The organism is Tabrizicola piscis, from assembly GCF_003940805.1.
Classification (GTDB): domain Bacteria; phylum Pseudomonadota; class Alphaproteobacteria; order Rhodobacterales; family Rhodobacteraceae; genus Tabrizicola; species Tabrizicola piscis.
The window spans coordinates 484,172-498,020 of sequence record NZ_CP034328.1 but is presented as its reverse complement, the minus strand read 5'-3'; the positions used below and the strand labels follow the sequence as shown (position 1 = coordinate 498,020).

The 13,849-nt window shown below is 60.1% G+C and carries 13 protein-coding genes; all 13 read left to right on the top strand.

Annotated features, from left to right (window positions below; genetic code table 11):
- Positions 1-52: 52 nt before the first annotated feature.
- Positions 53-2,236: a hypothetical protein gene (locus EI545_RS02325; RefSeq protein WP_125323981.1), complete on the top strand. Its 2,184-nt coding sequence runs from the start codon at positions 53-55 to the stop codon at positions 2,234-2,236.
- A 93-nt stretch (positions 2,237-2,329) separates the two neighbouring features.
- On the top strand, positions 2,330-2,542 hold the full coding sequence (locus tag EI545_RS02320; protein ID WP_125323980.1) for a hypothetical protein: 213 nt from the start codon (positions 2,330-2,332) through the stop codon (positions 2,540-2,542).
- Positions 2,543-2,645: 103 nt separating this feature from the next.
- Entirely contained in the window at positions 2,646-3,407 is a 762-nt protein-coding gene (locus tag EI545_RS02315) for an RNA polymerase sigma factor (protein WP_125323979.1), read from the top strand.
- Positions 3,408-3,437: 30 nt separating this feature from the next.
- On the top strand, positions 3,438-3,608 hold the full coding sequence (locus tag EI545_RS21275) for a hypothetical protein (RefSeq protein WP_164517188.1): 171 nt from the start codon (positions 3,438-3,440) through the stop codon (positions 3,606-3,608).
- Positions 3,556-3,807, top strand: coding sequence for a helix-turn-helix domain-containing protein (locus EI545_RS21785; protein ID WP_342776559.1), 252 nt, complete (start codon positions 3,556-3,558; stop codon positions 3,805-3,807). Before EI545_RS21275 ends, EI545_RS21785 begins: the two co-directional genes overlap by 53 nt.
- Positions 3,804-6,176, top strand: a complete 2,373-nt coding sequence (locus EI545_RS02305) for a phage/plasmid primase, P4 family (protein WP_164517187.1) — start codon at positions 3,804-3,806, stop codon at positions 6,174-6,176. Before EI545_RS21785 ends, EI545_RS02305 begins: the two co-directional genes overlap by 4 nt.
- Positions 6,177-6,439: 263 nt before the next feature.
- On the top strand, positions 6,440-7,243 hold the full coding sequence (locus EI545_RS02300; protein WP_125323976.1) for a lipid II flippase Amj family protein: 804 nt from the start codon (positions 6,440-6,442) through the stop codon (positions 7,241-7,243).
- Positions 7,244-7,483: 240 nt separating this feature from the next.
- On the top strand, positions 7,484-8,737 hold the full coding sequence (locus EI545_RS02295) for a site-specific DNA-methyltransferase (RefSeq protein ID WP_125323975.1): 1,254 nt from the start codon (positions 7,484-7,486) through the stop codon (positions 8,735-8,737).
- Positions 8,734-9,180, top strand: a complete 447-nt coding sequence (locus tag EI545_RS02290; RefSeq protein WP_125323974.1) for a hypothetical protein — start codon at positions 8,734-8,736, stop codon at positions 9,178-9,180. Before EI545_RS02295 ends, EI545_RS02290 begins: the two co-directional genes overlap by 4 nt.
- Positions 9,181-9,402: 222 nt before the next feature.
- Positions 9,403-9,786 (top strand): phage terminase small subunit P27 family, encoded by a 384-nt coding sequence (locus EI545_RS02285; protein ID WP_245990246.1) that lies wholly within the window; start codon positions 9,403-9,405, stop codon positions 9,784-9,786.
- An 84-nt stretch (positions 9,787-9,870) separates the two neighbouring features.
- Positions 9,871-10,551, top strand: a complete 681-nt coding sequence (locus tag EI545_RS02280; RefSeq protein ID WP_125323972.1) for a recombinase family protein — start codon at positions 9,871-9,873, stop codon at positions 10,549-10,551.
- Positions 10,552-10,777: 226 nt separating this feature from the next.
- Positions 10,778-12,388 (top strand): hypothetical protein, encoded by a 1,611-nt coding sequence (locus EI545_RS02275; protein ID WP_125323971.1) that lies wholly within the window; start codon positions 10,778-10,780, stop codon positions 12,386-12,388.
- On the top strand, positions 12,385-13,845 hold the full coding sequence (locus EI545_RS02270; protein WP_125323970.1) for an EF-hand domain-containing protein: 1,461 nt from the start codon (positions 12,385-12,387) through the stop codon (positions 13,843-13,845). The genes EI545_RS02275 and EI545_RS02270 overlap by 4 nt, the downstream gene beginning before the upstream one ends.
- Positions 13,846-13,849 lie beyond the last annotated feature (4 nt).

Below are 13,849 nucleotides of genomic sequence, written 5' to 3'. Positions count from 1 at the left end.
CCAATATACCTTGGGTTGAATTTTGCGAAGTCGAATTTTTGCGGAGGCATTCATGGTCCGTGCTCCGACGAAGACCTGCCCCAACCTGCACCGGGTTCTGGTCGAAGCTCCTTTAGACCTGCTAGCGCGGTTCATGGAGGGAAAGCCGTTTCAAAGATCTGATTGGCTCGCCAACTACAGATTTGCGACGGATCACCCTGACGGGCGCGACCGCGCATTGAGGATGCTGGACCACGAGCTCAAGTCGACGCTGCTTCCGCTCGAAACGGAAGCCACACGAATTGCAAACATTGCCGGACCACGAGGGCAGTTTGCTCTCGAAGGCTTGCTGCATGACCAGGATGATGGGGTGCACACTGCAGCCTTCCTAACGCACCATGACGAGCTCGCTCGAAGTCTCTGGGCTTGGCTGGACGCAACCCCGTTGTTCGAAGCGGCCGAGAATGTTCTCCATCTGCGGCTCTATCGTCGTTATGAGAAGCATTATCAGACATTTCAAGCGGCGCCGGTCAGCGACGATGAACGGCACGTTGGCGGCAAGTCGCTGGAGGAGTTTCTTCAAGACTTGGAACAGGGCCTTAAGCGGGGTTCGGGGTGCAGGACAGAGAGATACGATATTCCTGCTGAAGATGGAGAACCCCAGGCAGAGATGTACATCATCCGTCATCCGAACCTGCCAACGGCCGCGCGCGAGATCGACGACGACGGAACCGTGTCGAAATTCTATTTCCGACCGCCGGGTGAAGCTATGGTGGTGTTCGTTCCCTCTACGGGACTTCTGCACGTCCGCGCAGACACGAGGGCCATCCGTCATCTGGTCTGGAAGTCGTTCGTGACAAAGGTGCTGGTGCAGGATTTGTCTCACCAGCCCGTCGACTTCCGGGCCTACGATATTTCGCGCTTTCTGACTGATCTGGACCTTTGCACCCCGGAGGACGGGGAGGCTCTTATCAAGGAGGTCTGGCTAATACGGGTCGACGCAAGCATCAGGACACTTGGCAACAGGATTGCCCTTTCAACAACCATCGGACAGAACGTCCGTAATCTAATCGACAGTCAGCCCGGGCTGGAAAAGGTCTTCACAAACGCCGTTGCTGTACGTTTTGTCGAAATTGCAGTGCGGTATCGGCGTTCCGGACATCGCGAGGACCAAACGCTCACCTTTACCATTTCCGATGGCAATACCTGCAGCTTGATGAGCGTGGCCGACACCTTTGAACAGGCTCTAGGTCACCGGCTTCTTAGAGCGTGGGGAATTCTGGCGGTTGGACGAGCTCCAACCGATGCGGACCTCCGCACCGTGCTGCCCGCAGCATTTACGCTTTGGGATACCGGAGCAGAAAAGGTGACCGGGGCATGGCTAATAGAAAGAAACATTGACGCCGACAAGCTGCAGGATCTCGGGTTTCTTGCCCCTTACGGCTGGGACGACGTAGATTTAATCGAAGACGAGAATGGAATGGGCGTCCAGGCTGCGGTGGTCGATGCGGGAAGCAATATGGTCGAGCTCGGCGCTGCTCCGGGACAGATGGCACCGGTCGTCCAAGCAAGCCGCTATCGCCTCTATAGGGTCAGGCCGGACTGGGTTGAACAGTACCTGAAGCAGAATGCCTGCAAGCAGTTTCGGTCGAAAAAAGTTGAAGTCATTAACCCAAATATGCTGGCTCTTGGATCGCTCGAAGTCGATGGCGCGCAGATTCCCGTCTACCTTGCCCGTCGTCTCATGGATGAGAAGTGCTATGCCGAGGTCGACACTGCGCTGCGTTCGAGATCCAATCTAGGGATTGGACTAGTTCTGAACGCCGGACGCCGCGCTGGGTTCACGCTTGCGGCCAATGTGCTGGTGTCTGTCGTAGATAACTTGGTTGAGACCCCGGTCGATGAAGTTGAGGCCTTGGTATTCGACACCGAAAACTTGCGTGCTGCATTCCTGCGGCACCGAAACTTGGCCCAAGGCGGCGAAACGGTTGAACTGGTAATGACCGGCGGGAGTACCGCTATCCTCCAGGTCCCCGGGAGAGGGACTATCAGCATTGAGGGAGAAAATCGGCTCCTGGTCCTGGGACGACTTGTCGGAGCCTTTAAGAAGGCGGGGGGCTCAATGAAGACCGAAAACATGCTCGCTGGGATCGAAGGCCAGTCTCTCTCCAACATCTTCGGCGCGGATCTCTGGAACAAGCTGAAATCCGGGTTTCTGCATTCACCCAAGAGGGGGCAATGGCAGATCGCTTCGTGATCTCCAACTCCGTTCCAACTCCGATCGGAGGGTCTGACTAACTCCGATTCGGGCAGGCATCGACGCCCTGTAGCTTATGCACAGGAGCCTCCCATGGCCTATCCGTTCGACCACCGTCCACCCACAAGTGCCGCCCGTCCTCCGTCTGCCATCCAAGCAGCGGAGTGGCGCTGCGTTGAGTGCGGCAAGCTGCTCGGCGTCCGCCACGGCGCGCGCCTGCACATCCGGCTTCAGCGTCACAACTACCTGGTGAGCCTGCCGGTCGACGCGACCTGCCACGGCTGCGGTACCCCCAACCGGACCTGACATCGCAGCGGGTGCCCCTGGGCGCCCGTTTCGCTTTTCCAACTTCGCAACCCTCTGCGAGCCCCCGTGAGGCGCCAGACGCCCGGCCGAAAGGCTGGACGTCATGCGCGCCTCCTGGTCCGCACTTCACGCTTCCTTCACCCGCGTGCTGAATCGCACCTCATCCGAAACCGAGTACAAGGTGATGGGTCTCGCTCATTCCGAGCTTGCCGCGTTTCCAACAATTGCCTCCCTCATGGAACATCAGCGCGAATCGACAGCTGATCCGACATCTCGGTTCGGTGTGATCCGCGCGCTGGTTGCCGCGGCACAGTCAGATCAGAGTCACCGGTCGACCGCGCAGGTGATGGTCATCGTCGCACTCTGGCCGGGCCTTGATGCGGTGTTCTGGCGGCTCGCCCGGGGGTTTCCGTCAGCGCACCACGACCTTGCGGCGGAAATGATTGGCCGGTTGGGCGAAGCTATCCTGACCGTCAATCTCGAAAAAGTCACCGCCGTCGCAGGCACACTCCTTCGCAATTTGGAGCGCGACATTCGCCGCGCCTTGATCGAGGACCGAGTGCACGCCGAAGCCAGCCGGCCGATCGATGAGCCCGCGATCGCATCGGCCGTCGCTGAAGCGATAGCAGATAAAGCGGGCGACGCTCCTGATCTGGCGGACCACCTTGTCGGCATCAGTCGGAAGGACGCACTCCTCCTGACGCGAGTGTTCCTCCTTGGCGAAACCCATGAAGAGGCGGGGCGTGCGCTCGGCCTCGGCTCTTCCGCGTCCCGCAAGCGCGTCCAGCGTGCCGTTCAGAAACTGCGATCACGCCAAAAGAAACCTCCCGCCCTGTCCCATTTGGGTCCGCCGGTTGGCCTTTGACCGTCAGATGGCGCTGACAGGAGGCATCAAATGGACGGCGGTCAGGACGACTACGAAAAACTGCCCGGCTACTTCCGCGCCTGGGATCTGGCCCAGGTGATCATGGCCGGCCGGCGCTACCGGATTGAGGACGTCGGCATTCTGGCGGATGGCGGTGCACTCTTTGCTGTTTTTGTCGCCGTTGCTCCGGGGGTGTGCTGAGATGCAGTCACCTCCCGCAATCATCTGGCTCACCACGGGCGAACTGGCAGACCGCTTGCGCCTGACAACCAGAACGCTTGAGCGGTGGCGTGCGGCACAATACGGGCCGGAATGGCACCAGATGGGTGGATCCATCCGGTACTCCCTGGCCGATGTCGAAGCGTTCGAGATCCTTTCCAGCTGCGGGAGGCGTGCATGAACGGCCCGCACCACTTCGATGCCCCTTGCCTCGCTTCAGCCCTGGAGTACGCTCGCAGAGGTTGGCATGTGTTTCCGGCACCAGCCGGGGAAAAGAAATCCCACACATCAGCGCAGTTTGGAAATGGCGAACGCTGGGGCGGAACGACGGACCCGACCCTGATCCGGAATTACTGGCGGCAATGGCCAAGTGCGAATGTTGGCATTGCCTGCGGACCCGCCTCGGGCCTCCTGGTGATCGAGTGCGACACGCCTGAGGGCCATGCCGTTGATGGCATCGCCAGTATGCAGAAGCTGATTGCTGCCCATGGCCCGCTCCCCGATACGATCGAGGCGCTCTCGCCCTCCGGCAGCTGGCACCTCTACTTCAAGTATCCGGCGTCTTTGGAGATCGGCAATTCCGCCTCCCTGATTGCCCCCGGTGTGGATGTTCGCGGTGAGGGCGGAATGGTGATCGGGGTTCCCTCGGTCAAGCCGGGCAAGGCTGAACCCTACCGCTGGAAGAACCCACCGGGACTGTTCGAATTGGCCGATTGCCCGGACTGGCTCCTTCAGCTCTGCACAAAGAAGAAAGAGAAAGTTGCGGATGAGACCGGGTTCCACTTCGATACCGGAACATCCTACTCCACCACTGGAACGGCGGAAGTGGAGGATTTGCTGTCCTGGATCGATCCTGATGCGGGTGGCTATTACGCCTGGCTCGATGTGTTGATGGGCCTGCACCACCATTTCCGCGGCTCCGGCGAAGGGCTGGGCCTTGCGGACGACTGGAGTCGGCAGGGCGCGAAATACAAGCCCGGCGAGGTAGCAGAGAAGTGGGCCGGCTTTGACGCCAACGGCAAGAAGACCCTCTCCACAGTTGCGGCAATGGCGCGGCAGAACGGCGCGGACCTCTCCGCAATAGCGCGAAAGCACCGGAGCAGCGGTGCGGCGGGTGGAGGTCCTGGCGGACAATCGGAAACGGGTTCAGAGTCCGCACCCCCGAACGATGGCACGAATGGCGAGATCGACCTTTCCCATGATGCTCTCGCTCGGGACCTGGGCCAGCGCGGCTGGAACAGGGACGCGAAATTTGTCGCCGTTCAGGGTCGCTGGTACCTATGGGACGGCCGTCGCTGGGCTGTCGATGACTGCCTGCGGCACATGACACTGGTGAGGGGCTTCCTTCAACAACGGGCTTGCGAACTCCGCGCTTGGGCGGACGCGAAGGCAGAAGGACTGTCAGAGGCGGAAAGTGAGAAGATCACTGCCTGGGCCACGAGGGAGGGCCGCAGTCTCCGCAGCGCTAACACGGTTGCCGCCGTTAGCACGCTTGCGCGATCGAACCCAGCTAGTGTCACCTTGGCCGATGCCTTTGATGCAGACTTGTTTCTACTCGGCACACCAGGGGGCACTGTGGACCTGAAGACCGGTATGCTGCGGCCAGCACGCCGTGAAGACATGATCTCCAAGCTGACTGCAGTCACCCCTGCACCTGTCGGCACGCGCGCACCGACCTGGCTGCAGTTCCTTGATGAGGTTCTGGACGGCGACATCGAGACCATCGAGTTCCTGCAACGGGCGGCAGGCTACGCCCTTACCGGGCTGACGACCGAGCACAAGCTCCTGTTCCTGTACGGGACCGGTCGCAACGGGAAGTCCACGTTTCTGGAGGCGCTGCAGTGGTTGTGGGGCGATTATGCGAGACGCTCGGCGGCGACGACATTCCTGTCTTCGGTAGGTGAACGGCACCCCACTGACGTCGCTGGTCTTGCTGGCGCACGGCTGGTCGTTGGATCGGAGCTGCCTAAGGGCAAATGCTGGGATGAGGCAGTGCTGAAGGACCTGACAGGCGGCGACAAGATGACGGCCAGGTTCATGCGGGGCGATTTCTTCGACTTCGTGCCGCAGATGACCCTGATGATTGCCGGCAATAACATGCCAAGCCTTCGTGGCGTGGACGAGGCTCTCCGCGCCCGCATGGTGCTGGTGCCCTTCACGGTGACCATCCCGGCCGAAAAGCGAGACCCGAAACTGGCTGAGAAGCTGCGTGCTGAGGGTCCGGCCATCTTGCGTTGGGCCATTGAAGGCGCTCTCGAATGGCAGCGGCGCGGGCTTGCAGTGCCGGCGCGTGTTGCGGCCGCCTCCACCGAATATCTGGACGGGGAAGACTTGCTCGGACAATTCCTCGCCGATGAAACGGTGCGCGCCCCGGGCGAGTTTCTCTATACGACAGACCTTCACCAGCGGTTCCGGCAATGGGCCGAGCTTCAAGGGCTCGGGTCCTGGACCAGCCATACTCTCACCAAGGAGATGAAATCCCGAGGCTTCCAGGACAGCCGCCGCAGCGCAGGACGCGGGTTCTTCGATCTGCGATTGGCTCGGTCATGACACTTATGACACTTCTTCCCATATCTACCGTTAGCGCGCGCGCATACGCGTCCGTGCGCGCCATACGTCCTATATGGAGAGAAGTGTCATAAGTGTCATGCCGCAGCAGGTGCTGGGGGTGAGGCGGTCGGATGAAGGCGATGGGGAAGCGAGGTGGGATGCCTTCGCGATGGAGGTCAGGAGCGCAAGTCCGCTTCGAGCCCATTGCGGGCGGCCGTTCCCCGTGGGACATGAAAGCTGGCGTATGCGAGCAGGGGGGTTAAATGGACGTACAGCTAGCCGTGATCGTCCTTCTGACTTTTGTGATTCACCTAATCGGGACGCTAGCATACGCGTTTAGAATTGCAGGAGTTCGGACCGGCCATATCGCCATAGCGTTCTCGCTGTTCAATATCCTAGTTCTGCTGTCGCGGACATCAAACTCCTTTCAGGGCCCGCTTCTTGCGAAGCGTATCGAAATCGGCATACAGGACCCATCGCAGTTCGATCCCACGTTTGATTATGTTCTCATCATCAGTGCGGCATCAGTTGCAACGCTGGTGGGAGGGCTACTGATCCCTACATTTCAACGGCTCACCACAATAGCGGTGGACAGCTTCCATCGGAGCCGCTCGATGCCGCGACTCTTGTTTCGATCCCTGACCCCGCGTGGCCTATCTGTGCTTACGCAGTCAGCTGCGATACCTGCTTTCCAGAATCTTGAAGCCCTCAAGCTGCCCACGAATGTCCCGATCAAGGTGATAGTGATGAACTTCGCTGTCAGTGCGTTGTGGTCAGTGGGTGTAATAGCCTCGATCTATGCTGGTCTTCTTGAACCTGACTATCGTGTGACAGCAAGCTCTCTGTCTGCCACGATCAATGGCGTTGCCACCATAATGATGTTCATGCTGATTGATCCATACTTGGCTGGTTTGACTGATGACGCGGCAAAGGGTCGAGTTCGCGAGGATTTTTTCCGAAAGGTAATCATCTGGATGATCTTGTCCCGGTTCTTGGGCACCCTTGCCGCTCAGTTCTTGGTGTGGCCCTCTGCGCATGTGATCGCAACCATCGCGCGATGGATATAGCGAAAGATGGACACCATGGTGCCCAGATGGCCGAAAAGAACTATTGTCGAGAATTGAAAGATCTCGTCCTCGACTGGCTGCCTTGTCCGCAAAGCAGTCGTCTGCGGTTTATGATATCGGGGCATCTTCGCTGAACCATGTCGGCCCGTGTCGTAAAATGTCATATAATTACATGAATACAATGGCTTAAGCCTGTGATATCCTTCCCCCTGAGCCGCAGAATTCGCATCGGGGGGTGGCATGGACCGCAGTACAGACCTCAGCATCAGCTACCGCCCCATCGCGGACCTGATCCCGTATTCTCGCAACGCCCGCACGCACAGCGAAGCCCAGGTCGCGCTGATCGCCGGCTCGATCCGGGAATATGGCTTCACCAACCCGGTGCTGGTGGATGGCGCGAACGGCATCATCGCCGGCCACGGCAGAGTGATGGCCGCGCGCAAGCTGGGATTCGCCAAGGTCCCAGTCATCGAACTGGCCCATCTGAGTGAGGCACAGCGGCGAGCCTACATCCTCGCTGACAACAAGCTGGCAGAGCAGGCCGGCTGGGACCGCGAGTTGCTGGCGCTGGAGCTTTGCGATCTGCGCGACATGGAAGTGGACCTGACCAGCCTCGGCTTTGATGCGGGTGAACTGGATGCCTTGCTGAATGCAGGGGAAGCGGACGAGCGCGAGGACGACGTCCCTACCGCTCCAGCCGTTCCCGTCTCGCGCCTTGGCGATCTTTGGGTGCTGGGCAACCACCGCCTGATCTGCGGCGATGCCACGGATGCGGCGACAGTGGCGCGCGTGCTGAACGGAGTGACGCCGCATCTCATGGCGACCGATCCACCGTTCGGGGTGAACTACGATCCCGCCTGGCGCAACGGTGTCGGTGCCGCAAAGACCAAACGCGTGGGCAAGGTCCTGAACGACCACCGGGCGGACTGGCGCGAGGCTTGGGCGCTGTTTCCCGGCGACGTGGCGTATGTCTGGCACGGGGCACTCCATGCCACCACAGTGGCCGAGAGCCTCATGGCCTGCGGCTTTGCCATTCGCAGCCAGATCATCTGGGCCAAGGAACGCCTCGTTCTCTCACGCGGAGATTACCACTGGCAGCACGAGCCCGCCTGGTACGCCGTCCGGGAGAAAGCGACTGGGCATTGGTCGGGGGATCGCAAGCAGACCACGCTCTGGAGCATCCCGAGCCGCGACCAGGATGCTGCCACCGTGCATGGCACGCAGAAACCCGTGGAATGCATGCGCCGTCCCATGTTGAACAACTCCAGCCCGGGGCAGGCGGTCTATGAGCCCTTCTCCGGATCCGGGACCTCGATCATCGCCGCCGAGACCTGCGGCCGGCACTGCCTCGCGGTGGAACTGGACCCGGCCTACGTCGACGTGGCCGTACAGCGATGGCAGTCGTTCACTGGCAAGGAGGCAGTGCTGGAAGGGACCTGCGAGACCTTTGCTTCCGTGCAGGCGGAGCGACAGCAGTCCGAGGTGGACGCGTGAGCCGCCCGCACATCACCCTGACCGATGCGCAAAGGGCCGAGGTCGAGACCCTGGCCGCGGTCCTCAACGCCGAGCAGATCGCCGACTTCCTCTGCGTCGGGCGCACGACCTTCTTCGCGCTTTTGAACCGGGATGAGGATTTGGCTGAACGCTATAAAAGGGGTAAGGCCCGGGCCATCGGCGCGGTGGCGCAAAGCCTGGTGACCAAGGCACGAGCGGGCAATGTCACGGCGATGATCTTCTTTCTGAAGACACAAGCTGGCTGGCGAGAGGGCTTGGACCTTGCCGTCAAGCAGGAGCCCCAAGACGAGATTGATCTGTCTGATCTGACGGACGAGGAACTGGACGGGTTGCTTGCGCACGCAAGGTCTCTGTCGGAGGCCAAGCAGGCAATCATTGATGCGCGCAAGGAGAAACCGGATGGCCATTGGTCGGTACCGTAGTGGCCCATCAGATGCAGCCGCGGGCAGCGCTGGCTTGATCATCGGAGTGGCGACGTGAGAGGCCCGTCTCCGAAGCCCACGGCGTGGCGCCGGATGGAAGGCAACCGCGGCAAGCGAGCGTGGAACCATGCGGAACCGTTGCCGCCCGAGGGGACTCCAGACTGTCCAGAGCATCTCAATGAGGAGGCAAGGGCCGAGTGGCACCGCCTGGTGGATACTCTGGTGAGTATGGGCGTCGTGACGGTCGTGGATCGTGCAGTGCTCGCGGCCTACTGCCAATGCTACGGCCGCTGGGTCGAGGCAGAACAGAAGATGCAGACCACACCGATGCTGCTGAAGACCGCCTCCGGCTACGTCCAGCAATCGCCCTGGCTGTCGATCGCCAACAAGCAACTGGAGCTGATGGGACGCTACATGGCGGAGCTTGGTCTGACGCCAGCGGCGCGGTCTCGGATCACCACCCTCGACGTGACGCCTGCGGACCAACCGCTGACGATCACGCGCATCATTCTGACCGGAGTAGATCGGCCTGACACCTCAAGCGACACGCCACAGCTACAATCTGACGGCACCCTCGTCATCAGCGGAACAGACGCAAATCTCTGAACGAACCGGTTGACTACTCCTTGCTCCATGGGGCTGTACACACCTGCGCAACGAACGTTAGGCAGTTGTGTACAGGGGACGGAGATGGCGGCAGGACAGCGGTTGGTGGCCTACGAGCGGGTCTCGACGGCGCGGCAAGGGGCCAGCGGGCTTGGGCTGGAAGCGCAGCGCAAGGTGATCGAGGACTTCGCCGTCTCGCGCGGCGCCGAGGTCCTGGCGCGGTTCACCGAAGTCGAGAGTGGGCGGAAGGCAGACCGGCCGGAGCTCCTGAAAGCCCTCCACCTGGCGAAGGTAACCGGTGCGACGCTGGTGATTGCGAAGCTTGACCGGCTCTCGCGGAATGCGGCGTTCCTATTGGCCTTGCGCGATAGCGGGGTGCGGTTCGTGGCCGTCGACATGCCCGAGGCCAATGACCTGACCGTGGGGATCATGGCGCTTGTCGCACAGGCCGAGCGCGAGGCGATCTCGCGGAGGACCAAGGAGGCGCTGGCGGTCGCAAAGGCGCGCGGGGTGAAGCTGGGGAACCCGAACGGAGCCGAGAGCCTCAGGCGGGCGAAAAAGGGCGGGGCAGCGCTCCGGGCGACGGTGACAGCGAATGCTGCGGCCTTCGCGGCGGACTTGGCTCCGGTGCTGGCGGATATCCGGGCTGCGGGGCACACATCGCTGCGGGCGATCGCGGCGGAACTGACGTCACGGGGCATCCAATCGCGACGGCGAGGGGCATGGGGTGTCGGCAATGTGCGGGGGTTGCTGACGAAGGTCTAGCGTCTTTGAAAGCTGGTTTGCCGCAGAATACTGCATGCAATCGCCAAGAATTCTGCGGCATTCCAGCTCGCTGACTTGTGGGAAGTTTGTGGTGCAAGCCACGCCGAAACTTGTGGTTAGAACCACTCCGGGCGGTTAGCTTCAAAGCCAAGAGATACTGGAATCGCGGAGTTTCAACTTGGCCGCTTCCAGCATTTGGACAATAGGCGGCATTGGAGCGGGAAGTATGAATTTCAAACTGCAGCTTGCGCACCTTCTTTTCGCCGCGGTTCCAGCCTTAGCCAATGCACAGGATGCGGGCTTTCTGGGCGATTGTACCGAAACACTTCAAACATCACCGGCAGCGATCAAGAGCGTGCCGCTGGGTCTTGAGCGCGACATCGTCGACGGTGGAGAAGGGCGGGATGTCTTGATCTACAGGGGCCCATCGCACGTCGTTGTCGGACGTGGCAAGATTGGCTCGATGGAACGGATTGATATCCGAAACGGACAATTCGACACCATCACAATCCTTGGCGAAGTCGTCCAGGCAACCTCCAGCGCCGAGGTGGACATTCGCGCCGACGAGTTCGATACCGTAGTACTTGATCCTCGCCTAAGCTGGACTTTGCTACCTGATCCCTCTTTGGCCTTCGACACGTACTCGGCGACCATCGATGACAAGAGCCTGTCCGTGTTGGTGGCACCAGGAACCTTTGTTCTGTCTGGGCAAATGTCGCAGGACGTCACGACCGTTGCTGGGGTCGAAGGGGAGTATGCTTTCCCGGTTCCGCCTTCGTCGGAGACGCCGCAGGATGTCATTGACGCCGACGGCCAAGCAACCTTTGGCTGGGATAGCGGAGGAACCATACGCCCGACGGTGGCCGAAACCGGCCTTAATGTGAGCGAAGTCGATCTAGATTTCGCTAACGGACGGATCAATGTCATCGAGCTCTGTCTTGCAAATGTGATTGATCCTTCGGGGCGCCTCATCCGACTTCTGGCGGACCCCTTCGATCAGTTCGTACTTCTGGATCCCGAGAACTGGACAAGGCAGGACGTCGGGGATCCTGATGTTGTGCGTCTGTCGAGCGAAGCCGATGCTGGGTCTGCACTGGTCGAAATGTCCGCAGAGTTCCTTCGCCTCGGCTCAAATGGCGCACTTGCGGTGGGCTTTGCTCGAGAGCCCGGGGTTTGGAACCTGTCCTCTGACATGGCCACCGCTGTGGACGCGATAGATTTGCGGAACGGCGGGACTGACAGGTTGATACTGCGGAACGACAGACGGATACGTGAGGGCTTCAGGTTGATCGTCGGCGATCAGGGCGACGAAATTTGGCTGGACGGATCGGCGGGATGGTCCATCAAATACACCCCGATGGGGGTGACTGCCAGCAATCCAGTCGGTACCGAAAACTCTTACATCACCTTGCAGTTCGGACCGGACTTGAAAGTCCGGAAGCTTCCCTTTCCACCGTATCTGGCTGAACCAGCGCTCTTGGATTCGTTGTTTTACCCAGGTTCCCGGGATAGGGTGACCGAGGCGTCAACACTGTTCGTCACGCGCGGCGGCTATGTCGACCTGTCGCAAATTCAAATAGCGAACAAGAGTACCTTCAGTCTGCGCAATGGGTCGCCCAACATTCTGCGCATCCGTCCCGGAGATTTTTCGCTTGCCGCGCAGCGTGTCGAGATTTCTGGTGACAGTGATGCAGACATGGTGTTGGCGGTCGGTCTACCGGCTCCCGAGGTTAAGACGCCCGGTGAAATCAGTTGGATCCTCCCGTTTGCCGATGGGCCACGTACGGTCGTCGTGCGAGGCTTGCGGGTTGTACATGGTGAAGAGGTGAACCCATGATGCTTTTGCGTCTTTGGCGAGCACTGCCGTTGCTGCTTCCGTTAGCCGGTCCCGTCAGCGCGCAGGACGCGTTGGCACTGGAACGCTTGGCGTCAGGGCTTCCGGCGGAGATCCAACAGACCATACGAGCAGACGGGACCGCGCGCTTCTTGCAAAGGGCCTCGCAGACGCTTTTTACCTATTCCCCGGACGGAGTGTTGACGATCGAGGCAATCGAAATTTTTGGGCGTCTTCAGCTGGCCGAGCAGCGGGCCCAGCATCTGCAAAGCGTTCTGAGATATGATCTCAACGGGAATATGGAGGTATCCCAAGACGAATTTGAGGCACTGAAGTCGGTACTGGAAAAAGGCAGCAAGGCGGCCCTGTCGTTGCTGTTCATCAATGGAGACTTGGATCAGGACGGCGTGCTGACATCGGAGGAGATTACCTCATCATTCGAGCCGAGGGATCAGCGGACTGACGAGTTTGCGTCGCAGTTGCTGCTTTTCGACGTCAATGACGATGGTCGGGTTGACCTGCTGGAGATTTCTGGCGTCGCGAATGCTGTCCTGCCGGAAGCGCCGGAACCACCTGCTCCCGCAGCGGCGTGCGACGCGCCACCTGTTCCCGAAGGCGCTGATGTTGTGCTTTTGACTGGCTATTCTAGTTACGCTTTGTCCAACGTAGCGGTTAGCGGGAAGAACAATACGACTTTTGCTGCCAGCATAGAGGTCGAGCCTGGTGAAAAACCGCTGTATGTCTTCGCCGTGTCCTTCGAAGAGATCATCTGGTCGTTCACCGGGGCAACCGAGCGCATTCAGACCTTGGTCGTACAGCCCCCCAAACGGGTCAAATCGGGACCAGGAGCCGCTGTGGCTGGGATTGACGCAGCAAGGGTTCATTTTGTACCCGCGTCGAGCTGCTTGCCCGCAGCCGTGCACCGAACGGGGCGCGACCTGAACGACGCAGGCCAGAGGTTGGCAAGAGCACTCGGCACGCGGGTCTCGAACATCGTAGCTGACTATTACCTGACCGAAATGAAGCTTCCGTCCGGTAGCACAGTTGAACGAAAGGGGTTGGACGCACGGTTGCGCGCGCGCTACGCAAAGCCTGAAGTGCTAACCGTCGGGGGCAAGAAGTACAGTATTTCTGCCGAGGGAATGGTGGCGCTGGACGAGAGTGGAAAGCCTTTAACGCCGGTCCCGATGGATCCATGGGGAATACAGGAAATGGTCCGCGAGTTCCCTGCTGGAGTAGCAATGTTCGATCCGGCACTGCTGGTTTCACCCGAGCCGGTGGTGGCGTACGACATACTACCCGTACCTGCGGGCCTGCTCCAATTACTGGCTGATGGGAAAATCGAAGTCGTGGGGCAGTTAAGGTATCTCGCCATTGCTCCAATCGACAGCTATCCGCCCAGCCTGTTCCAAGGAACGAAGGCGCTCTTGAATTTTGCAGATGGCGTAGTGGCTCCGTAATGAA

Bases quoted from the DNA above. Each gene is read 5' to 3' on its own strand.
- EI545_RS02325 (WP_125323981.1), top strand. From the start codon at position 53: ATGGTCCGTGCTCCGACGAAGACCTGCCCCAACCTGCACCGGGTTCTG.
- EI545_RS02320 (WP_125323980.1), top strand. From the start codon at position 2,330: ATGGCCTATCCGTTCGACCACCGTCCACCCACAAGTGCCGCCCGTCCT.
- EI545_RS02315 (WP_125323979.1), top strand. From the start codon at position 2,646: ATGCGCGCCTCCTGGTCCGCACTTCACGCTTCCTTCACCCGCGTGCTG.
- EI545_RS21275 (WP_164517188.1), top strand. From the start codon at position 3,438: ATGGACGGCGGTCAGGACGACTACGAAAAACTGCCCGGCTACTTCCGC.
- EI545_RS21785 (WP_342776559.1), top strand. From the start codon at position 3,556: ATGGCGGTGCACTCTTTGCTGTTTTTGTCGCCGTTGCTCCGGGGGTGT.
- EI545_RS02305 (WP_164517187.1), top strand. From the start codon at position 3,804: ATGAACGGCCCGCACCACTTCGATGCCCCTTGCCTCGCTTCAGCCCTG.
- EI545_RS02300 (WP_125323976.1), top strand. From the start codon at position 6,440: ATGGACGTACAGCTAGCCGTGATCGTCCTTCTGACTTTTGTGATTCAC.
- EI545_RS02295 (WP_125323975.1), top strand. From the start codon at position 7,484: ATGGACCGCAGTACAGACCTCAGCATCAGCTACCGCCCCATCGCGGAC.
- EI545_RS02280 (WP_125323972.1), top strand. From the start codon at position 9,871: ATGGCGGCAGGACAGCGGTTGGTGGCCTACGAGCGGGTCTCGACGGCG.
- EI545_RS02275 (WP_125323971.1), top strand. From the start codon at position 10,778: ATGAATTTCAAACTGCAGCTTGCGCACCTTCTTTTCGCCGCGGTTCCA.
- EI545_RS02270 (WP_125323970.1), top strand. From the start codon at position 12,385: ATGATGCTTTTGCGTCTTTGGCGAGCACTGCCGTTGCTGCTTCCGTTA.